General features: G+C 65.9%; 19 protein-coding genes. 14 read left to right on the top strand and 5 right to left on the bottom strand.

Annotation, left to right across the window (positions count from 1 at the left end; translation table 11 throughout):
• Positions 1–2: 2 nt before the first annotated feature.
• A complete protein-coding gene (locus tag L1965_RS07190) occupies positions 3–1,211 on the bottom strand; it encodes a penicillin-binding protein activator (RefSeq protein WP_235755750.1) in 1,209 nt (402 codons plus the stop codon).
• 109 nt (positions 1,212–1,320) lie between these two features.
• Between L1965_RS07190 and rsmI the strand changes: the two genes are divergently transcribed.
• The 3 genes from rsmI to gshB all read left to right on the top strand — a co-directional run bounded on the left by rsmI (position 1,321) and on the right by gshB (position 3,718).
• The gene (gene rsmI, locus L1965_RS07185; protein ID WP_235755749.1) at positions 1,321–2,238 is read left to right on the top strand and encodes a 16S rRNA (cytidine(1402)-2'-O)-methyltransferase; all 918 of its coding nucleotides are present in this window, start codon (positions 1,321–1,323) and stop codon (positions 2,236–2,238) included.
• A 143-nt stretch (positions 2,239–2,381) separates the two neighbouring features.
• Positions 2,382–2,705 carry a YraN family protein gene (locus L1965_RS07180; RefSeq protein ID WP_235756125.1) on the top strand — a complete coding sequence of 108 codons (324 nt, stop codon included), beginning with the start codon at positions 2,382–2,384 and terminating at the stop codon, positions 2,703–2,705.
• A gap of 65 nt (positions 2,706–2,770) precedes the next feature.
• Positions 2,771–3,718: a glutathione synthase gene (gshB, locus tag L1965_RS07175; RefSeq protein ID WP_235755748.1), complete on the top strand. Its 948-nt coding sequence runs from the start codon at positions 2,771–2,773 to the stop codon at positions 3,716–3,718.
• Positions 3,719–3,750: 32 nt separating this feature from the next.
• Here gshB and L1965_RS07170 read toward each other — a convergent pair whose 3' ends face one another.
• Entirely contained in the window at positions 3,751–5,265 is a 1,515-nt protein-coding gene (locus tag L1965_RS07170) for a YifB family Mg chelatase-like AAA ATPase (RefSeq protein ID WP_235755747.1), read from the bottom strand.
• Positions 5,266–5,409: 144 nt separating this feature from the next.
• On the opposite strand from L1965_RS07170, the gene coaBC reads away from it, so the two are divergent.
• From coaBC to uvrB, 10 genes are all read left to right on the top strand, one after another.
• The gene (coaBC, locus tag L1965_RS07165; protein ID WP_235755746.1) at positions 5,410–6,645 is read left to right on the top strand and encodes a bifunctional phosphopantothenoylcysteine decarboxylase/phosphopantothenate--cysteine ligase CoaBC; all 1,236 of its coding nucleotides are present in this window, start codon (positions 5,410–5,412) and stop codon (positions 6,643–6,645) included.
• On the top strand, positions 6,642–7,685 hold the full coding sequence (locus tag L1965_RS07160; RefSeq protein ID WP_235755745.1) for a cysteine desulfurase family protein: 1,044 nt from the start codon (positions 6,642–6,644) through the stop codon (positions 7,683–7,685). Before coaBC ends, L1965_RS07160 begins: the two co-directional genes overlap by 4 nt.
• 31 nt (positions 7,686–7,716) lie before the next feature.
• A complete protein-coding gene (gene sufB / locus L1965_RS07155) occupies positions 7,717–9,237 on the top strand; it encodes a Fe-S cluster assembly protein SufB (RefSeq protein ID WP_235755744.1) in 1,521 nt (506 codons plus the stop codon).
• An 81-nt stretch (positions 9,238–9,318) separates the two neighbouring features.
• Positions 9,319–10,074, top strand: coding sequence for a Fe-S cluster assembly ATPase SufC (gene sufC, locus L1965_RS07150; RefSeq protein WP_235755743.1), 756 nt, complete (start codon positions 9,319–9,321; stop codon positions 10,072–10,074).
• A complete protein-coding gene (locus L1965_RS07145; RefSeq protein WP_235755742.1) occupies positions 10,074–11,414 on the top strand; it encodes a SufB/SufD family protein in 1,341 nt (446 codons plus the stop codon). Before sufC ends, L1965_RS07145 begins: the two co-directional genes overlap by 1 nt.
• Positions 11,387–11,899 carry a hypothetical protein gene (locus L1965_RS07140; RefSeq protein WP_235755741.1) on the top strand — a complete coding sequence of 171 codons (513 nt, stop codon included), beginning with the start codon at positions 11,387–11,389 and terminating at the stop codon, positions 11,897–11,899. Before L1965_RS07145 ends, L1965_RS07140 begins: the two co-directional genes overlap by 28 nt.
• A complete protein-coding gene (locus L1965_RS07135) occupies positions 11,896–12,489 on the top strand; it encodes a YIP1 family protein (protein WP_235755740.1) in 594 nt (197 codons plus the stop codon). The genes L1965_RS07140 and L1965_RS07135 overlap by 4 nt, the downstream gene beginning before the upstream one ends.
• Complete coding sequence (locus tag L1965_RS07130; protein WP_235755739.1) at positions 12,486–13,697, top strand: cysteine desulfurase; 1,212 nt, start codon at positions 12,486–12,488, stop codon at positions 13,695–13,697. The genes L1965_RS07135 and L1965_RS07130 overlap by 4 nt, the downstream gene beginning before the upstream one ends.
• Before the next feature lie 101 nt (positions 13,698–13,798).
• The gene (locus L1965_RS07125) at positions 13,799–15,013 is read left to right on the top strand and encodes an NAD(P)/FAD-dependent oxidoreductase (protein WP_235755738.1); all 1,215 of its coding nucleotides are present in this window, start codon (positions 13,799–13,801) and stop codon (positions 15,011–15,013) included.
• 88 nt (positions 15,014–15,101) lie between these two features.
• A complete protein-coding gene (gene uvrB / locus L1965_RS07120) occupies positions 15,102–17,288 on the top strand; it encodes an excinuclease ABC subunit UvrB (protein ID WP_235755737.1) in 2,187 nt (728 codons plus the stop codon).
• Between the two features lie 49 nt (positions 17,289–17,337).
• Here the strand turns inward: uvrB and L1965_RS07115 are convergent, their stop codons facing one another.
• The 3 genes from L1965_RS07115 to L1965_RS07105 all read right to left on the bottom strand — a co-directional run bounded on the left by L1965_RS07115 (position 17,338) and on the right by L1965_RS07105 (position 19,208).
• Positions 17,338–17,607 carry an I78 family peptidase inhibitor gene (locus L1965_RS07115; protein WP_235755736.1) on the bottom strand — a complete coding sequence of 90 codons (270 nt, stop codon included), beginning with the start codon at positions 17,605–17,607 and terminating at the stop codon, positions 17,338–17,340.
• Between the two features lie 102 nt (positions 17,608–17,709).
• On the bottom strand, positions 17,710–18,486 hold the full coding sequence (locus L1965_RS07110; protein ID WP_235755735.1) for a pyrroline-5-carboxylate reductase family protein: 777 nt from the start codon (positions 18,484–18,486) through the stop codon (positions 17,710–17,712).
• 83 nt (positions 18,487–18,569) lie between these two features.
• Positions 18,570–19,208 carry a TetR/AcrR family transcriptional regulator gene (locus L1965_RS07105; protein WP_235755734.1) on the bottom strand — a complete coding sequence of 213 codons (639 nt, stop codon included), beginning with the start codon at positions 19,206–19,208 and terminating at the stop codon, positions 18,570–18,572.
• Between the two features lie 144 nt (positions 19,209–19,352).
• Between L1965_RS07105 and hpbA the strand changes: the two genes are divergently transcribed.
• Complete coding sequence (hpbA, locus tag L1965_RS07100; protein ID WP_235755733.1) at positions 19,353–21,389, top strand: N-methyl-L-proline N-demethylase HpbA; 2,037 nt, start codon at positions 19,353–19,355, stop codon at positions 21,387–21,389.
• Position 21,390: the final 1 nt, after the last annotated feature.

The following is a 21,390-nucleotide window of genomic DNA, read 5'->3' as shown; positions in this document are numbered from 1 at the left end:
GGTCAGAACCCGAAACCGCCGAAGCCACGCGGTGCCTGGTCGAGGATCACGACCTGACCGCCGCGGATGGTCGCCACCGCAAGGCCGCGCTGCGAGGTGCCGTCGGGGCGCAACCGGAAGACGCCGTCAACTCCGGCGAAGCCCGAGCCCTGCGTCAGCCCGGCGGTCGTCAGCGCGTTGCGCTTGCCCGCGCGCACCAGCGATGCGACTGCGGCGACCCCGTCATAGGCCAGGGCGGCAAGTTCGTGCGGTTCCTCGCCATAGGCCGCACGATAACGGGCGTCGAACTGAGCCTTGAGCCTTTGATCCGGGATCGCGAACCAGCCATTCTGCAATTGCGGCAGCGCTAGGCGCGATCCGGGTTGATCCCACCGCGTCAGACCCATGAACTGCGTGACCTGCGACGTGACGCCGGCGGCGGCAAGCTTTTCGGTCAGGTAGGGCAGCACCGCCTGGTTGTTGGCGGTCATGAACACGGCATCGACCTGCCCGGACCTGGCGGCTTCCACGATCCGGGGCGTCGCGGCATCCACGCCGCTGACCGAGACCGGGTGGTTGGTGCGACCGGCCAGCCTTGCGCCGTTGCGGGCGATCGCGGTCTCGATCGCGCGGCCGCCGATCTGGCCTGCGACGTCGTTTTCGGCGACGACATAGATGTTGCGCTTGCCCTGCTTCACGCCGAAACCGACCAGCCTGTCGGCGACATTGGCGAAGCTGTTGCCCAGGATGAAGACGTTGCCGCCCGCGATCTCGGCGTTGTTCGAAAACGACAGCACGTTGATCTGGCGCGGCAGCATGGCATTGCCGACGGCGTTCGCCGCTTCGGCGAACAACGGCCCGATGATGATCTTGGCGCCGGCATCGGCAGCGGCGTTGGCCTGTGCAACGGCCTGCGCCGTGCTGTCGCCGCTGTCATAGATCCGCAGATCGATGACCGCGCCCTGGGCATCCGCCGCGGCCATTCGCGCGGCGTTCTTCTGACTGCGCGCCAACCATTCCAGACCGGCCGAGCCACTGCCCCCCGGCGCCAGCAGCGCGACCTGCACGGGCTGGCCGGGATCGATCAGCGGACCGATGCTGGGACCGCTGGCCTGCCCGCTCACGCCCACCGGTTCGCAGGCGGCAAGAAACAGGGCCGAGACGACCGCTCCCACACGGCAGATCGTGCGGCGCAGCCCGGTGTCGGGCCGGGTTGTGGCAGATGCGAACATGTGAAACTTCCCTGGAATGTGGTCTGATGGCGGCGAATGGACGCAGCCTATGGGGATCGTACCGGATTGGCAATTGGCGGCGGCGCCGCCACGGCAGGGGAAGCACGCCATGAGCGAGAAGGGGCGCGAGCCACCGCAGCGGCTGTCTGCGCATATCGAGGCCGGCCCGCTGGCAGCGGGGTTGTATCTGGTCTCAACCCCGATCGGCACGGCGCGCGACATCACCTTGCGGGCACTGGACGTTCTGAATTCGGCCGACATTCTGGCCGCCGAGGACACGCGCGTGATGCGCCATCTCATGGAGATCCACGGCATCCCCCTGCGCGGCCGGCGGGTGCAAGCCTATCACGATCACAACGCCGAGCGCAGCCGGCCCGCCCTGATGGCCGCGCTTCAGGAGGGTGCGAGTGTCGCGTATGCCTCGGATGCCGGCACGCCGCTGGTCGCCGATCCCGGCTATCGGCTGGCACGCGACGTCGCGCAGGCGGGGTTTCGCGTCAACGCGGTGCCGGGCCCCTCGGCCGCGCTGGCTGCGCTGAGCGTGTCGGGGCTGCCAAGCGACCGTTTTCTTTTCGCGGGATTTCCGCCGCCGACCCGGTCTGCCCGCCTGGCCTGGCTGCGGCACTGGGCGCAACTGGACGCCACGGTGATCCTGTTCGAAAGCCCCAGGCGCGTTAACCAGACATTGACCGAGCTGTGCGAAATTGACCCGAATCGCATGACCGTGGTGGCGCGCGAACTGACCAAGAAATTCGAAGAGGTGATTCGGGGGACGGCCAGCGACCTGGCCGCCGATCCGCGCATGGCGAACTTGAAGGGCGAGGTCGTGATGCTGCTTGACCGGCCGTCGGCCGCTGTCGTCGAACAGGATGACATCCTGGCGGCCCTGCATCTGCGCCTGCCGCATATGTCGGTCAAGGATGCCGCGAAAGAGGTCGCGCAGCAACTGGGGCTGCCGCGGCGCGAGGTGTATCAGCTGGCGTTGTCGCTGGCCGCGGACGGTGATGGCCGATCCGACGAGATATAGGCCGCGCGATCCGCGCGGGAACAGGGGCAGGCCGAATGAACGATCCGGCATATGGCGGCGGGCAGGACAATGGCGAACGCCCGACGCCCGGCGCCTCGCAAGGACGCCGGGCGCGGGGCAGGCTTTCCAGCCTGTCGGGCGCAATGGCCGAGGAGGCGGTTGCGCGCCATGTCGAGGCGCGGGGGTTGCGGGTGCTTGCCCGACGCTGGCGCGGCGCGGCCGGCGAAATCGATCTGGTCTGCCGCGACGGCGCCTGCATCGTCTTCATCGAGGTCAAGCAGGCCGGCTCGCATGATGCCGCCGCCCTTCGCCTGATGCGCCCGCAGATGGACCGGATCTGCGCCGCCGCCTGCGAATATTGCGCGGCGCTGCCCGACGGGCTGCTGACAGAGATGCGCTTCGACGTCGCTCTGGTCGACTCGGTGGGCCGCGTTGACATCCTGCAAAACGCCTTCGCCGAGGACTGACCGCGACTCTTGCATCCCGCCCGACGACGGGTAACAACCGGTCGTCACCGTTCAGGGAGCGCGCCATGAGCCTTTACGTCGCCTTGCAGATGGATCCGATCGAGGCCGTCGACATCGACGCCGACAGCACGTTCCGCATCGCTCTGGAGGCCGAGGCGCGCGGCCACCGCCTGTTCCAGTATCACGTCGACCATCTGCGCTATGACGCCGGCAGGGTGGTTGCACGCGGCCGGCCGGTGACCCTGCGCCGCAAGCAGGGCGACCACGTCACCTTCGGGGATTGGGCCGAGGTCGACCTGCAGGACTTCGATGTCGTCTGGCTGCGGCAGGACCCACCGTTCGACATGGCCTATGTGACCTCGACGCATCTTCTGGACCGGGTCCATCCCGGCACGCTGGTGGTGAATGATCCGTTCTGGGTGCGGAACTGCCCGGAAAAGCTGATGGTTCTGGATTTCCCGGACCTGACGCCACCCACCATGATCTCGCGTGATCCGGTGGCGATCCGGCAGTTCCGGGACCAGCACGGCGACATCATCGTCAAGCCGCTCTACGGCAATGGCGGGGCGGGGGTGTTCCATCTGGACCCCGATGACCGCAACCTGTCGGCGCTGCTGGAGCTGTTCGCGGGCATCAACCGCGAGCCGATGATCGCGCAGAAATACATCCATGCCGTCAGTCAGGGCGACAAGCGGATCATTCTGGTCGACGGCGATCCGGTGGGCGCGATCAATCGGGTGCCGCAGATGGGCGAGGCGCGGTCGAACATGCATGTGGGCGGGCGGGCCGAGAAGATCGGGCTGACCGAACGCGAATACGAGATCTGCAAGCGCATCGGCCCGGTGCTGCGCGAAAAGGGGCTGATCTTCACCGGCATCGACGTCATCGATGGCTGGCTGACCGAGATCAATGTCACGTCTCCGACCGGGCTGCAGGAGCTGGAGCGCTTTGACGGTGTCAACGCGGCCGCGCTGCTCTGGGAGGCGATCGAGCGACGACTGTCAAGGATCTGAGCGCCTGTCCCGGCCCTTGGGCTTCAGCCTGCTCAGCCGCCCGCGACAAAGGGCAGGCGATAGCTGATCGCCTCGGCCAGGTGCGGGGTCCGGACGGTGTCGGATGCGTCCAGATCGGCAATCGTCCGGGCCGTGCGAAGAATTCGGTGATAGCCGCGCGCGGTCAGGCCCAGCCTTTCGGACGCCTTCACGATCAGCGCGCGACCTTCGGGGCACGGGCTGGCGATCTCGTCCAGGACCGCGCCCGACGCGTCGGCGTTTGCGCGCAATCGCGGATGGTCGCGAAAGCGGCGCGTCTGGATGTCGCGCGCGGCGGCGACGCGCAGCGCGATCCGTTCCGAAGTCTCGCCGGCAGGCGGCAACTCCAGGTCCATGAAGCTGACCGCGGGCACCTCGAGGCGCAGGTCGAAACGGTCCATCAATGGTCCCGATATCTTGCCCATGTAATCGGCGCCACAATTCGGCGCGCGTGAACAGGCCTGGGCCGCGTCCGCCAGATGACCGCATCGGCAGGGATTGGCAGCCGCAACCAGCAGGAAACGGCAAGGATAGCGGATATGGGCGTTGGCTCGGGCGACGACGATCTCGCCGGTCTCGATCGGCTGGCGCAGGGTTTCCAGCACCTGCCGAGGGAATTCGGGGAATTCGTCCATGAACAGCACGCCGTTGTGGGCGAGGCTGATCTCTCCGGGCTTAGCGCCGCGTCCGCCGCCCACGATCGCCGCCATCGACGCGGTATGGTGGGGTTCGCGGAACGGCGCGTGCCGAGAGATGCCGCCCTCGTCCAGCGTGCCGGCCAGCGAATGGATCATCGACGTCTCCAGCGCCTCGACCGGCGACAGCGGCGGCATGAGCCCGGGCAGTCGGGCCGCCAGCATCGACTTGCCCGCTCCGGGGGGACCCACCATCAGCAGATGATGGCGGCCCGAGGCCGCGATCTCCAGAGCGCGCTTGGCGCGTTCCTGGCCCTTGACCTCGGACAGACAGCCGACCGGTGCCCTGCCGCCGATGGTTCCGGGCTGGGCGCGCGACAACGGGTGACGGTCGGTCAGATGATCGACGACCTCGCGAAGTGTCGAGGGCGCGATGACCGGCACCGTCTCGACCCAGGCGGCTTCGGGACCGCAGGCCCTGGGGCAGATCAGCGCGCGGTCGTCCTCGGCCGCGGCCATGGCGGCGGGCAGGGCGCCGGTGACCTGAACCAGCCTTCCGTCCAGCGCCAGTTCGCCAAGGCTGACGCACCGGGCCAGTTCGTCGGCCGGGATGATGTCCAGCGCCGCCAGCACCGCCAGTGCGATCGGCAGGTCGAAATGCGATCCTTCCTTGGGCAGGTCGGCCGGAGACAGATTCACCGTCAGCCGGCGGTTGGGCATCGCGATGGCCAGCGCGCCAAAGGCGGCCCTGACCCGTTCGCGGGCCTCGCTGACGGCCTTGTCCGGAAGCCCGACGATGGCAAATCCCGGCAGCCCGGCGGCGACCGAGCATTGCACCTCGACCAGACGCGCCTCGACACCCTCGAAGGCGACCGAATAGGCGATTGCCACCATCACACCCCCTGCAACATTCCAGCAACTGGTTAACGCAACCGGCCTTAAGGAAGCGTTAACGGTCCCGGTTCCTTGCGGCAGGCGTCGTGGGGGTCTATCTGTCTGGCAGGTTTCGCAGGTTTCGCAGGTTTCGCAGGGGGCGGCATGGACGGCACGCGTATCCTATTGGTCATCGGCGGCGGGATCGCGGCCTACAAGGTGCCGCAGCTGATCCGGCTGATGCGGGCCGAGGGCATGGCGGTCACGCCGGTGCTGACCCGCGCGGGGGCGCAGTTCACCACGGCGATGACGGTTTCCGTGCTGGCCGGAGAGGCGGCGCGTGACGGGTTGTTCGATCTGCAATCCGAGGCCGAGATCGGCCATATCCAGCTGTCGCGCAACGCCGATCTGGTGGTCGTCGCGCCCGCGACCGCCGATCTGATGGCCAAGATGGCCAACGGTCTGGCGGACGATCTGGCCTCGACCCTGCTGCTGGCGACCGACAAGCGGGTGTTGATCGCGCCGGCAATGAATGTCCGCATGTGGCAGCATCCCGCGACGCAGCGCAATCTGGCATTGCTGGAAGGCGACGGCGTTCTGGCGGTTGGTCCGGATGAGGGTGACATGGCCTGCGGCGAATTCGGTCCCGGTCGCATGGCTGAACCAGAGGCGATCCTGAGCGCGATCCGGCAGGCGCTGCCGCGGGCAGCGCCCTTGAAGCTGCTCCCCGAAACCAAGGTCCTGCCCGGCCCGCTGGCGGGGCGTCACGTGATCGTGACGTCGGGCCCGACCCATGAACCGATTGATCCTGTGCGCTACATCGCCAACCGGTCGTCCGGCGCGCAGGGCAGCGCGATCGCCGCCGCGCTGCGCGATCTTGGCGCGCGGGTCAGCTTTGTCACCGGCCCTGCCGTTGTGCCGCCGCCCGAGGGCGTCGCGGTCATCGCCGTGGAAACGGCGCGCCAGATGCGCGAGGCGGTCGAGGCCGCACTGCCCGCCGATGTCGCGGTCATGGCGGCGGCGGTCGCCGACTGGCGCGTGACCAATGCCGGCGAGCGAAAGATCAAGAAGGACGGCTCTGGTCAGCCACCCTCACTCGAGATGGCCGAGAATCCCGATATCCTGGCCTGGATCAGCGGGTTGAAGGGCCGCCGCCCGTCGCTGGTCGTGGGCTTCGCCGCCGAGACCGACGACGTGATCGCCAACGCGACCGCCAAGCGCAAGCGCAAGGGCTGCGACTGGATCGTGGCGAATGATGTCAGCCCCGGGACCGGGATCATGGGCGGAACCCAGAATGCCGTGACCCTGATCCGAAAGGGCGGCGCCGACGAATGGCCGCGCATGGGCAAGGACGCCGTCGCCCGCCGCCTCGCCGACGAGATCGCGGGGGCGCTGGGGTGACGCGGCATTACCTGGACTGGAATGCCACCACGCCGCTGCGCCCGCAGGTGAAGGCCGCGATGATCGAGGCGATGGATGTCACGGGCAACCCGTCATCCGTTCACAGCGAAGGCCGGGCGGCCAAGATGATGCTCGAGCGCGCGCGTGAGCGGATCGCTGCGGCGCTGGGGGCCGAGGGGGCCGACATTGTCTTCACGGCCGGGACGACCGAGGCCGCGGCGATGGTGCTGGCGGGTCGCGCCATCCACTGCGCGCCGGTCGAACACAGCGCCGTGAAGGTCTGGTGCGAAGCGGATCTGCCGGTCGATCGCGACGGCATGGTCAGCATTGCCGACCCGGCTGGCAGCAGCCTGCAACTGGCCAACAGCGAGACCGGGGTGATCCAGGCCCTCCCCGAGGGGCTGGGGTCCAGCGACCTGACGCAGGCTTTCGGAAAGATCCCGTTCGGCTTCAACTGGCTCGGGGTGACGGCAGGGTTCGTCAGCGCCCACAAGCTGGGTGGCCCCAAGGGCATCGGTGCGCTGATCCTGAAACGAGGGACCCAGATCGAGGCGATGATTCGGGGCGGCGGACAGGAACAGGGCCGCCGGGCCGGCACCGAGAACCTGATCGGGATAGCGGGCTTCGCCGCCGCGGCCGAGGCCGCGCAGAAGGATCTGGAAACCGGTGTCTGGGATCAGGTCGCCGCCCGCCGTGACGCGCTGGAAGCCCGACTTCTGGATTGCGCTCCGAACGCGGAAATCGCGGGAAGAAACGCACGACGCTTGCCGAACACCACCTGCATTCTTACATCAGGCTGGAAAGGCGAAACGCAGGTCATGCAGATGGACCTTGCGGGGTTTGCCGTGTCGGCAGGTTCTGCCTGTTCGTCCGGCAAGGTCAGGGCAAGCGGCACGCTGCAGGCGATGGGCTTCGACGATAAGGCGGCGCAATCCGCGATCCGGATCTCGATAAGCCCGACTTTGGGCGAGGATCAGGTGAACCGATTTGCGGATGCATGGGAAAGCGCGTATTCACGCTGGCGCGACAGGAATGGTTGAGCGAAACGCTTGATCGCAGGAAGGACACAGGATGACCGAGACCACCGATCTTGATGTGCGCGAAGGTGTCGACCGGGAAACCGTCGAGACAGTGCAGAGCATGGGCAGCTACAAGCATGGCTGGAATACCGAGATCGAGATGGACTATGCACCCAAGGGTGTGAACGAAGACATCGTCCGGCTGATCTCGAACAAGAACGGCGAGCCCGCATGGATGACCGAGTGGCGGCTGGAAGCGTTCCGGCGCTGGGCCACCATGTCCGAACCGCGCTGGGCGATGCTGAACTATCCCGAGATCGACTATCAGGATCAGTATTACTACGCGCGCCCCAAAAGCATGGAGGTGAAGCCGCAATCCCTGGATGATGTCGATCCAAAGCTTTTGGCGACCTATGAAAAGCTGGGCATCCCGCTGAAGGAACAGATGATCCTGGCCGGGGTCGAAGGCGCCGATGCCGCGCCTGCCGAAGGGCGCAAGGTCGCAGTCGATGCGGTCTTCGACAGTGTCAGCCTGGGCACCACCTTCAAGGACGAGCTGGCCAAGGCCGGCGTGATCTTCTGTTCGATCAGCGAGGCGATCCGCGAGCATCCCGAACTGGTGAAGAAATACCTGGGCAGCGTCGTGCCGCAATCCGACAACTTTTTCGCGACGCTCAACAGCGCGGTGTTTTCCGACGGGTCCTTCGTCTATGTTCCGCCCGGCGTCCGCTGCCCGATGGAACTGTCCACCTATTTCCGCATCAACGCCGAGAACACCGGCCAGTTCGAACGCACGCTGATCATCGCCGACAAGGGCTCGTATGTCAGCTATCTGGAGGGCTGCACCGCACCGCAGCGCGACACAACCCAGTTGCACGCCGCCGTCGTCGAGATCGTGGTGCTGGAGGATGCCGAGGTCAAATACTCGACCGTCCAGAACTGGTACCCCGGCGATGAGAATGGCAAGGGCGGCATCTACAACTTCGTGACCAAGCGCGCGGATTGCCGCGAGGCCCGCGCCAAGGTGATGTGGACGCAGGTCGAGACCGGCAGCGCGATCACCTGGAAATACCCGTCCTGCATCCTGCGCGGCGACGAAAGCCAGGGTGAGTTCTATTCCATCGCCATCGCCAATAACTGGCAACAGGCCGATACCGGAACCAAGATGATCCATCTTGGCAAGAACACCCGCTCGCGCATTGTTTCAAAAGGCATTTCGGCGGGGCAGGCGCAGAACACGTATCGCGGTCTGGTCAGCATGCATCCGCGCGCCACGAACAGCCGCAACTACACGCAATGCGACAGCCTGCTGATCGGCGACAGATGCGGCGCCCATACCGTGCCCTATATCGAGGTGAAGAACACGTCGAGCCGGGTGGAACACGAGGCCACGACCAGCAAGGTCGATGACGACCAGCTGTTCTACTGCCGCTCGCGCGGCATGGATGAGGAAGAGGCCGTGGCCCTGGTCGTGAACGGGTTCTGCCGCGACGTGCTGCAGGCCCTGCCGATGGAATTCGCCATGGAAGCGCAGGCGCTGGTGGCGATTTCGCTGGAAGGCTCGGTTGGATGAATCGCTCTGTCCGGGGCGCATGATGACATGATGATGGTGCCTGACGGACGGCACCGCCGCCACCATCTGATGAGGTAAAGAATGCTTAAGATCGACAACCTGCACGTCAAACTTGAAGAAGAGGACAAGCAGATCCTGAAAGGCCTCAGCCTTGAGGTGCCCGCCGGCCAGGTCCACGCGGTCATGGGGCCGAACGGTTCGGGAAAATCGACGCTGTCCTATGTTCTGGCAGGGCGCGACGGCTATGCGGTCACTGAAGGCTCGGCCACGATGGACGGCGAAAGCCTGCTTGACATGGAGCCGGAACAGCGCGCTGCGGCGGGCCTGTTCCTGGCCTTCCAGTATCCGGTCGAAATCCCCGGCGTCGGCAACATGACGTTCCTGCGGACCGCCGTGAACGCGCAGCGCAAGGCGCGTGGCGAAGAGGAAATGTCGTCGGGCGAATTCCTGAAAGCCGTGCGCGAGAAGGCCAAGGATCTGCAGATCGACGCCGAGATGCTGAAGCGTCCGGTCAATGTGGGCTTTTCGGGCGGTGAGAAGAAGCGCAACGAGATCCTGCAGATGGCCATGCTGGCCCCGCGCATGTGCATCATGGACGAGACCGATTCCGGCCTTGACGTGGATGCGATGCGCCTGGTTTCGGACGGGGTGAACGCGCTTCGCGGCCCCGATCGCAGCTTTCTTGTCATTACCCATTACCAGCGCCTGCTGAACCATATCCAGCCCGATGTCGTCCACATCATGTCGGATGGGCGGATCGTGAAATCGGGCGGGCCGGAACTGGCACTGCAGGTCGAGGAAGAGGGCTACGGCGATCTTCTGGCGGAGGCCGGCTGATGGCTGAGAGTGCAGTTCAGATCAAGGATGTGACGCCGCAGGTCAGCGGCGCGCCCAAGGCACCCGACGCGCTGTCCGCGCGGCTTGAGGCGTTGGACCTGCCCAAGGGCGGGTTCAGTGCCCAGGCGCGCGCGGACGCCTTGGCTCGCCTGCGCGAGATGGGCTTGCCCGGCCCGCGGGACGAGTATTGGCGCTATACCGATCCGCGCCCGTTCAGCGCGCCGGTGCCGCAGGCGATCCCCATCGAGGGCAAGTCCCCCGATTCCCCGCTTTTCACCGATCTTGACAGGCTGACGCTGGTGTTCGTCGATGGTGCCTTTGATGAAGGCGCGTCCGATGATCTGACGCTTGCGGGGATCGAGATCGATACCCTGGCCCAGGCCGATGCGGAAACCGACCACTGGGCCCGGGGACTTTATGGAACGCTGGAAGCCTCGGGACAGAAGCCGGTCAGGCGGCCATTCGCCACGCTGAACACCGCCGCGGCACGCGACGGGGTTCTGATCCGCGTGACCGGAAAGGCCGCGAAGCCCGTGCACATCATCCACCGCCGCGCCGACGAGGCTGCCGATGTCATGTGGCACCATGTTCTGCGTCTGGAGGACGGGGCGGAACTGACGCTGCTGGAAACCGGCATGGTCGGCGCGCGCTCGAACGGCGTGATCGAGGCCGATCTGGCACGCGGCGCGCGGCTGCATCACATCACCGCCAAGCGGGCGGGCCATCAGAAGCTGGGCATCTCGCATCTGTTCGCGCGCGTCGCGGCCGAGGCACAGCTGAAATGCTTTGCGCTGTCGGTGAACGGCACGCTGATGCGCCATGAGAGCGTGATCGATATCGTGGGCGATGATGCCTCGGCCCATATTGCCGCCGCCGTTCTGGGCGACGGAAAGGTCGGCCCGTTCCACCATGACGACACGGTGTTCATCACCCATGCCGCGGAACGCTGCGAAAGCCGGCAGGTCTTCAAGAAAGTGCTCAAGAACGGTGCCGAAGGCGTGTTTCAGGGCAAGATTCTGGTCAAGCAGGGCGCCCAGAAGACCGACGGTTACCAGATCAGCCAGGCGTTGCTGCTGGACGAACGCAGCCAGTTCCTTGCCAAGCCCGAGCTGGAGATCTACGCCGACGACGTGAAATGCTCGCATGGTTCAACCACCGGCGCGATCGACGAGGAAGCGATGTTCTATCTGCGCTCGCGCGGGGTGCCCAAGGAGCGGGCGATCGTGTTCCTGGTCCTGTCCTTTCTGGCGGACGCCCTGGAGGAAATCGAGGACGAGGTCCTGCGCGGGCAGATCAATGATCGGTTGGAAGCTTGGCTGACCCGGCGCGCCAACCAGTGACCCGTGGCGGCGTCCTGCCGCGGGTGCTGCAAAGCTGGTGGGCACCGCGCCAGGTGTTCCGCGACCTTTCCGGCATGCCCGAAAGCGTGAAGCTGGTCGTCCTGATGGCTGCCATGCTGATCTTTCTGGTGGCGCAGGCGCCGCTTCGCGCGCGCGAGGCACAGCTTGATCCCTCGGTGCCGTTCGAAGCGCGCATCAGCGGTGCGCTGCTGGCCGTCATGTTCGTGATGCCGCTGCTGGCCTATGCTTTTGCGTCGTTCGTGTCGGTCGTGTCGGGTCTGACCGGGCGGCGCCTGGCACCGGGCGACTCGCGGCTGGCGCTGTTCTGGGCGCTGCTGGCGACGGCGCCCGCCATGTTGCTTTGGGGCATGGTCGCGGGGCTGGTGGGACCGGGGCCGGCGCAGACACTGACGCAGCTGCTGGTCGGGGTCGGTTTTGTGGTGATCTGGTGGTCCGGCATGTCGGTGCTTGCGAGGAAAGAATGAATTTCGACGATTTCAACGCTCTGCTGAGGATGACCCTGCGCAACCCCGAGGATGCAGCGCAGACGCTGATCGGGATGAACCTGCCGATGTCGGTGCGCTGGATGGCGCTGCTGCTGGCGGTGTCGGTGTCGGCGCTGCTGGCCTGGGTGTCGGTGCAGATGTTTCCGCTGCCCGAGGGCGAGACACCGTCCGTCCTTGGCCTGACCGGCCAGCCCATAGCGATGGCGGGGATCCAGCTGGCGGCGATCGTCATGGCTGCCACGCTGATGACCGGGGTCGGGCGCATGTTTGGCGGGCATGGCCGATTCGAGGACGCTCTTCTGCTGACAGTGTGGATCGAAATCGTGCTGCTGCTGGTTCAGCTTGCTCAACTTCTGGTGTCGCTGATCCTGCCGGGGCTGGCCGGGATCCTTGGCATCCTCGCCATCGCCGTCTTCCTGTGGTTGACGGTCCAGTTCACGAAGGCGCTGCACGGCTTTCGAAGCGGCGCCAAGGTGATGCTGGGCATGTTCGCAACCGCCCTTGCCGTGGGCTTCGTGCTGTCTTTCCTGGCCGCTGCCCTAGGCCTTCTTCCCGAGGTGCCGCAATGAGCTTCGATGTCGCCAAGATCCGCGCCGATTTCCCGATCCTGTCGCGGCAGGTGAATTCCAGGCCGCTGGTTTACCTGGACAATGGCGCCAGCGCGCAAAAGCCCCGGCAGGTGATCGACGCGATCACCCGCGCCTATGAGGGCGAATACGCCAATGTCCATCGCGGGCTTTACTTTCTGTCGAACCTTGCGACCGAAAACTACGAACGCGTGCGTGCCATCATCGCACGGTTCCTGAACGCCCCGCGCGAGGACGAGGTGATCTTCACCTCGGGCGGAACCGAGGGCATCAACCTCGTCAGCTATGGTTGGGCCGCACCGCGGCTTCAGGCCGGAGACGAGATCGTTCTGTCCCTGCTGGAACACCATGCCAATATCGTGCCGTGGCATTTCCTGCGCGAACGTCAGGGCGTGGTGCTGAAATGGGTCGAACCCGAGCCCGATGGCAGCCTGCCGGCCGAAAAGATGCTGGAGGCCGTCGGGCCCAAGACAAGGCTGATTGCCGTCACCCATATGTCGAACGTCACCGGAACGATCGTCGATGTCGGCGCCATCGCGCGCGGCACCGATGTGCCGGTGCTGGTCGACGGGTCGCAGGGCGCGGTCCACATGCCCGTGGATCTGGCAGAGCTTGGCGTCGATTTCTACTGCATCACCGGACACAAGCTGTATGGCCCCTCGGGATCGGGCGCGATCTGGATCCGCTCGGACCGCCAGGCCGAGATGCGGCCGTTCATGGGCGGCGGCGACATGATCCGCACCGTGGCCCGCGACGAGGTGACCTATGCCGACCCGCCATTGCGGTTCGAGGCCGGAACGCCCGGGATCGTCAACCAGATCGGGCTGGGCGCGGCGCTGGAATACCTGATGGAAATCGGCATGCCGGAAGTCGCCGCCCATGAAGCCAGACTGCGCGATCATGCCCGCGACCGGCTGCGCGCGCTGAACTGGCTGAGCCTGCAAGGCGACGCGCCGGGCAAGGGTGCGATCTTCTCGATGACGATGCAGGGCGCACATCCGCACGACATCTCGACCATCCTCGACAAGAAGGGGATTGCCGTGCGCGCCGGAAGCCACTGCGCGATGCCGCTGATGGACTTCTATGGAATCAGCGCAAGCGCGCGGGCTTCGTTCGCGATGTACAACACCACCGACGAAGTGGATGCGCTTGTCGAAGGTCTGAGCTTCTGCCGCGAGCTTTTCGCCTGAATCTTGCAAAGATTCGGAGCTTCGGCGAAGAAAGCACAAATTTTCTTGCCGGAATGCACCGCAGACTGCATCCGTCCCGTTAACCGAAAGAGGAGGCGTGCATGTCCGAGATTCTGGTACTTGGTGCAGGGATGGTCGGCGTCAGCACCGCGCTGGCCTTGCAGGCGCGTGGGCATGACGTCACCATCATCGATCGCAACGCGCCGGGCCGCGAGACCAGCTATGGCAATGCCGGCCTGATCCAGACCGAGGCCGTGGAACCCTACGCCATGCCGCTGGCCCCAGGTGCCCTGATGCAGATCGCGTTGGGCCGAGGCTATGACGTCAAATGGAACATTCCGGGTCTTTTGTCGCAGGCTGGCGCGGTCCTGGCTTACGCCCGGAACTCTCTGCCGGCGGCACACAGGCGGGCCTCGCAGACCTGGGGCAAGCTGATCCGTCAGTCGACAGAGCGGCACGGGCCGCTGGTCGAGGCGTCGGGTGCAGACAACATCATCCGCCGCGACGGCTATATCGAACTGCATCGGACCCCCGCCAAGCTGGACAAGGCACGCAGCGTGGCAGAGCGGTTCCTGGCCGAGTTCGGCGTTGAGGCCACGGTGCTGGACAGTCAGCAACTGCGTCGGCTGGAGCCCTCGATCAAGGTCGAGGTCGCCGGCGGAACGCACTGGTCGGACAGTTGGAACTGCTCTGATCCCGGCGGACTGGTGGCGCGCTATGCGGCCCTGTTCGAGAAGCGCGGCGGACGGATCGTGAACGGCGATGCGGGCGATCTGCACCGCAAGGGCGCGGCATGGGTGGCCGACGAGGCGCAGGGCGAACACGCGGTCGTGGCGCTGGGGCCGTGGTCTCCGCTGATGCTGTCGCGCTTCGGGCTGAAAGTGCCGATGGTCTTCAAGCGTGGCTATCACCGCCATTACCACATGGACGCCCCGCCGCATCATCCGATCGCCGATTTCGCGAACTCGGTCGTGCTGTCGCCCATGCGGCGCGGCCTTCGCATCGCCACCGCCGCGGAACTGACGCGCAACCCGCGCCTGACGCCGCCGCAGCTGAAGCATGGCGAACAGGCCGCCCGGGAGTTGTTCGATATCGGCGCTCCGGTCGAGGCCGAACCGTGGACGGGCCGCCGGCCCTGCATGCCCGACATGCTGCCGGTTGTCGGCCGCGTGCCGGATCAGCACAATCTGTGGGCCCATTTCGGCCATGGCCACCAGGGCTTCACGCTTGGCCCGGTGACCGCCGAAATCCTTGCCGACGAGATGAACGGCGCCGAGGGCTGGGAAGCGCTGCAACCGAGCCGGCTGAAGCGGTAGCCTGCTGACGCGATCCGTCGGTTGCGGCGGTTGACTTTCGCCTGTCAGACCACACCTTGAGGGTCGGCCGCAAACAGCACGGATTCCCATGGGTCACAACAACACCAACGCGCCCGTGGCGCGCTTTTCCGAAGTATCCCGCCCCAAGCTGGAGGGCGGGAAAAGCTTCGTGTTGCGCAGCGAGTTCCGGCCCGCGGGTGACCAGCCCACGGCCATTGTCGAGCTGGCGCAAGGCCTCAATGCCGGCGAGCGCGACCAGGTACTGCTGGGCGCCACCGGCACCGGCAAGACCTACACCATGGCCAAGGTGATCGAGGAAACGCAGCGCCCGGCCATCATCCTTGCCCCCAACAAGACGCTGGCGGCCCAGCTTTATGGCGAGTTCAAGGGGTTCTTCCCCGACAACGCGGTCGAATACTTCGTCAGCTATTATGACTACTACCAGCCCGAAGCCTATGTGGCCCGGTCCGACACGTATATCGAGAAGGAATCGCAGATCAACGAGGCGATCGACCGGATGCGCCACAGCGCCACCCGTGCGCTTCTGGAACGTGACGACGTCATCATCGTGGCCTCGGTCAGCTGCATCTATGGTATCGGCTCGGTCGAGACCTATTCGGCGATGACGCAGGACATGGTGGTGGGCGAAAGCTATGACCAGCGCGAATTCCTGGGCCAGCTGGTCGGCCAGCAATACAAGCGACTGGACGCGGCCTTCCAGCGCGGCGGATTTCGTGTGCGCGGCGATGTCGTCGAGGTCTGGCCGGCCCACCTGGAAGATCGCGCCTGGCGCTTTGATTTCTTCGGCAACGAGTTGGAGGCGATCACCGAGTTCGATCCCCTGACCGGGTCCAAGTCCGACAATTTCCGGCAGATCCGCATCTACGCCAACAGCCACTACGTCACGCCGCGGCCGACGATGCAGCAGGCGGTGAAGGGCATCAAGAGAGAGCTTCAGGAACGGCTGAAGCAGCTGACCGACGAAGGCAAGTTGCTGGAGGCGCAGCGGCTGGAGCAACGGACGAATTTCGACCTCGAGATGCTGGAGGCCACCGGCGTCTGCAACGGGATCGAGAATTATTCGCGCTACCTGACCGGTCGCGCGCCGGGCGAGCCGCCGCCCACGCTGTTCGAGTTCATCCCCGACAATGCCATCGTGTTCGCCGATGAAAGCCATGTCAGCGTGCCGCAGATCGGCGGCATGTATCGGGGCGACTTCCGGCGCAAGTTCACGCTGGCCGAACACGGCTTCCGCCTGCCCAGTTGCATGGACAACCGTCCCCTGAAGTTCGAGGAATGGGACGCCATGCGCCCGCAATCGGTCTTCGTGTCGGCCACCCCTGCGCAGTGGGAGATGGACCAGACCGGCGGCGTCTTCACCGAACAGATCATCCGTCCGACCGGCCTCTTGGACCCGCAGATCGAAATTCGCCCGGTCGAGATGCAGGTCGATGACCTGCTCGACGAGGTCCGCAAGGTCAGCGCCGCAGGGATGCGGACGCTGGTCACGACGCTGACCAAGCGCATGGCCGAGGACCTGACCGAATACCTGCACGAGCAGGGCATCCGGGTCCGCTACATGCACAGCGACATCGACACGATCGAACGGATCGAAATTCTGCGGGATCTGCGCCTTGGCGCCTTCGACGTCCTGATCGGCATCAACCTGCTTCGCGAAGGGCTGGACATCCCCGAATGCGGGCTGGTCGCCATTCTCGATGCCGACAAGGAAGGCTTCCTGCGCAGCGAAACCTCGCTGATCCAGACCATCGGCCGGGCGGCGCGGAACGCCGACGGGCGCGTCATCATGTATGCCGACCGGATCACCGGCAGCATGGAGCGCGCGATGGCCGAGACCGAGCGGCGGCGTCAGCGGCAGATGGCCTATAACGTGGAGCACGGCATCACCCCGCAGACCGTCCGCAAGAATGTCGAGGACGTGCTGGCCGGCCTGTGGCAAGGCGACACCGACCAGTCCCGGATCACCACCAAGGTCGAGACGCCGATGGTCGGCGCCAATCTTCAGGCCCATCTGGACGCGCTGCGGACACAGATGCGCAAGGCCGCCGAAAACCTGGAATTCGAAGAGGCCGCCCGGCTGCGTGACGAGGTCAAGCGCCTGGAAGCGGTCGATCTGGCCATCTCGGACGATCCGTTGGCCCGCCAGTCCGCGATCGAGCAGGCCGTCGAGACGGCGGGGGCCGGTTCAGGACGGTCCAAGGCGGGGCGAGCCGGGCAGCGCGGCGGCAACAAGCGGTCGAAGCGTCGCCAGTAAGCTGTGGGCGGTGAGGTGACGGCGGGCGGCCATCGGTCGGTCGCGCCGGTCAGCCGCAACTGATCCGCGCGATCCAGCCCTTGGGATCGACAAAGATGTTCAGCCGTGCGGGGTCCGGGTCCCCTGTGACAAGGTCGCCGGGACTAATGATGCGCTGTCGCAGCTCGGCCGGCAGGGTGACGGCCCCGATATTGCGTCCCACCAGCGCCTGGTGCGCGACCGGATCGCAGCGCTGCGGCCCGGCGGGCGCGGTTGCCGCGCATGCGGCAAGCATGGTCGGAAGGACAAGCAGGCCAAGGGACGACAGGCGGCGCGACATCACATCCTCTCTGATTCGGGTCCGGGCCGACGCGATGCGCGGCCGGTTCGACGCACGCTGTTCGATCGGGCGATCAAGGTCAACACGCCCGCGCCGCCCCGATCAGACAGAGCGGCGCGCGGCCTGTGTCGCGGCGGTCAGGGCGGCCGTCATCGCGCGGCTGAATCCGCCCGCCTCGGCGGCGTTCAGTCCGGCCGCAGTCGTGCCCTCATAGTCGCGATAGGCGGCGACAAGCGCGGGCGCATCGGTGATGCGGCCTTCCATCAATCGCGCGCCGCCGACGATTGCGGCTTCGGCGGCGCGCCAGGCGATGTCCTCGGACACGCCCTGCGCCCGCATGAAATCGGCCATCGCGACGGCCATCAGCGCCGGGTAGGCCGCCCCCGACCCGGGCAGGGCCGTCATCAGGTCGATCTGGTCCTCGGTCGCCAACTCGTCGGTGGTGCCGATAGCGGACAGCAGGCGCCGAACCGTGTCGCGGTCGGACGCGGTCACGCCGTCGGATGCCCAGAAAGGCGAATAAGAGGCTCCGATTTCCGCTGTGGCATTCGGCATGGCCCGCACGACCCGTCCGCCGCTGACGGCCAGCCTGTCTGCCTTGACCCCGGCCATGAAGGACAGCACCAGCCTGCCATCCGCCCGCAGGTCGAGCGCCCCCCAGTCCGCCGGACGGACCGACACGACGATGACATCGCTTCGCGCGACCAGATCGGCCGGGTCCAGCGCCCAGACGACATCGGTTCGTCCGTGGTAATCGGGGCGCGGTCCGCTGCGGTTGAGCAACACCAGGTCACGCGGGCGAACGATCCCGCCGGACAGCAACCGCGACCCCAGCGCCGATCCCAGCCAGCCGGTTGCACCGATAATTCCAGTTTTCATGGTCTTCGTTCCTGGTGATGGTCCGGCCTCGCCCCGAGGCGTGTCCCGCCGGTAGGAAAGCGTCCTGCGATCGTGCGCGGCACTCAGGGCGGCGCGCCGGTCGCACCGCGGATCCGGGCATTGAAACGCGCCAACTCACGCTGTTGGGCGGCGTGACCGGTGAAAATCTCGACATAGGTCGGGATCCGCGCAAGGCGGGTTTCCAGTTCCTCATGCGCGCGCATCGAGATGTAGCCGATCTGGGTCAGATAGATCGTCCGGGCGCGGATGTCGGCCTCGTGTTGCTGATGGCCCCAGCGCAGCAGCATCTCGCGCAGGGCGGCCAGCCGGGTCATGTCGGCGGTTGCCGTGCGCTCGGCGACCTTGCCGTCCTGCAAGGCCCAGCTGCGAACGGCGAATTCCAGGCGCTGATCGAAGGAAGCTGACAGAAAGCACGCCAATACGTTCAGCATCGCCTCGGGCTGCGATTCGGCGTATTCATGCGTGGCAGCGACCAGCGGCGCGGTCGTCCTTTCTTCCCAGCCATCGATCAGCGCGGTCAGAAGCGCATCGCGGTCCTCGAAGAACCAGTAGAAACTGGTCCTTGACAGGTTCAGCCGCCTGGCAAGAGGCTGGATCTTTACCGCGTCGATGCCGCCATCGAGCAGCGTCTGATAGCCGGCCTCCAGCCAGCCTTCGCGCGATCCACGCCACCCACTCTCTGCTGCTGCACGCTTCTTCATGGCCCGGTTCTAGCGCCTGACACGTCACCCATCAAGAAAATGTTCATTCAAGTCTTCGCAATAGTCACGGATGAATTATTAATTGACACACATGAACATTTGCCGGATGTTGCCGTGCGATCCCTCACCGTCACAGGCAGGCCCATGTCCACCGATCCCCTCTTGCAGCCGTATCAGCTGAAGCATCTGACGCTTCGCAACCGGATCATGATCACCAGCCATGAGCCGGCCTACCCCGAGGACGGCATGCCCAAGGACCGCTATCGCGCCTATCATGTCGAACGCGCCAAGGCCGGCGTGGCCCTGACCATGACGGCAGGCTCGGCTTCGGTTTCGCGCGACAGTCCGCCGGTGTTCAACAATATCCTGGCCTGGAAGGACGAGGTCGTCGGCTGGATGCAAAGGCTGACCGACGAGTGCCACGACCACGGCTGCGCGGTGATGATCCAGCTGACCCATCTGGGCCGCCGCACCCGCTGGGACAAGGCCGACTGGCTGCCCGTCGTCTCGCCCGGTCATGAACGCGAAGCGGCGCACCGGTCCTTTCCCAAGAAGATGGAAGACTGGGACATCGCGCGGATCATCCAGGATTACGCCGATGCGGCCGAGCGGATGAAGGCCGCGGGGCTGGACGGGATAGAGTTGCAGGCCTATGGCCACCTGATGGATCAGTTCTGGTCGCCGCTGACCAACGATCTGGACGGGCCTTACGGGGGCAGCATCGACAATCGGCTGCGCTTCACCTTCGACGTCCTGCGCGAAATCCGCAGGCGTTGTGGCGAGGACTTCATCGTCGGCGTCCGCTACACCGGCGATGAGGATCTGCCCGGCGGCCTGACGCGCCAGGACGGGCTGGAGATCTCGCAGAGGCTGAAGGACAGCGGGCTTGTCGATTTCCTGAACGTGGTCAAGGGCCATATCGACACGGATGCCGGTCTGACCGACGTGATCCCCGTGCAGGGCATGCGCAATGCGCCGCATCTGGAATTCGCCGGCGCGATCCGCAAGGCCACCGGCTTCCCCACCTTTCACGCCGCCAAGATCCCCGATGTGCCGACCGCGCGCCATGCCATCGCGACCGGACTGCTGGACATGGTCGGCATGACCCGGGCGCACATGGCCGATCCGCATCTGGTCCGCAAGGTGATCGAGGGGCGCGAGGAGGACATCCGGCCCTGCGTCGGCGCGAACTACTGCCTCGACCGGATCTATCAGGGCGGCATGGCGTTCTGCCTGCACAACGCCGCCACGGGACGCGAGGAAACCATGCCTCAGACCGTTCCGCCGGCAGCCCGCCCGAAGCGCATCACCATCATCGGCGCCGGCCCCGCGGGGATGGAGGCCGCCCGCGTCGCCGCCGAGCGCGGCCACGAGGTCACCGTCTTCGAGGCGGCCGACAGGCCCGGCGGGCAGATCCGCCTGACCGCGCAGCAGGAGCGGCGGCGCGAGATGATCTCGATCATCGCCTGGCGCATGGCCATGTGCGAGAAGCACGGCGTCACGTTCAGGTTCAACAGCGTCGCGGACGCAGCGGATGTGGCGGCAACCGACCCCGATGAGGTCATCGTCGCCACCGGCGGGCTGCCGCATGTCGAGGTGCTGGCACAGGGCAATGACCTGGTCTGTTCGGCCTGGGACATCCTGTCGGGGGACGTGAAGCCGGGCAGCAATGTGCTGATCTTCGACGATGCCGGCGATCACGCCGCCTTGCAGGCTGCCGATCTGATTTCCGCCAGCGGCGCGGCCGTCGAGATCGTCACCCCGGATCGCAGCTTCGCGCCCGAGGTCATGGCGATGACGCTGGTGCCGTATATGCGCAACCTGCAAAAGCGCGATACGACCTTCACGGTGACATGGCGGCTGACCTCGGTCACGCGCGACGGAAACCGGCTGCGCGCGAGGCTGGGCAGCGACTATGGCGATTTCAGTCGCGAGCGGATCGTCGATCAGGTTGTGGTCAACCACGGCACGAGGCCGCTTGACGATCTTTACTTCGATCTGAAGCCGCTGTCGTCCAACCTGGGCGAGGTGGATTATGACGCCTTGATCGCCGGCGACACGCAGGCGGTCTGCACGAACCCCGAGGGCCGATTCCGCCTGTTCCGCATCGGCGACGCTGTGGCCGCGCGAAATACCCATGCCGCGATCTATGATGCGCTGCGTCTGGTGAAGGATCTCTGAA

It is taken from the genome of Paracoccus salsus, from assembly GCF_021556615.1.
In the GTDB taxonomy this organism is placed as follows: Bacteria; Pseudomonadota; Alphaproteobacteria; order Rhodobacterales; family Rhodobacteraceae; genus Paracoccus; species Paracoccus salsus.
The sequence above is the reverse complement of the archived record's forward strand: the minus strand, read 5'-3'. Positions and strand labels throughout refer to the sequence as shown.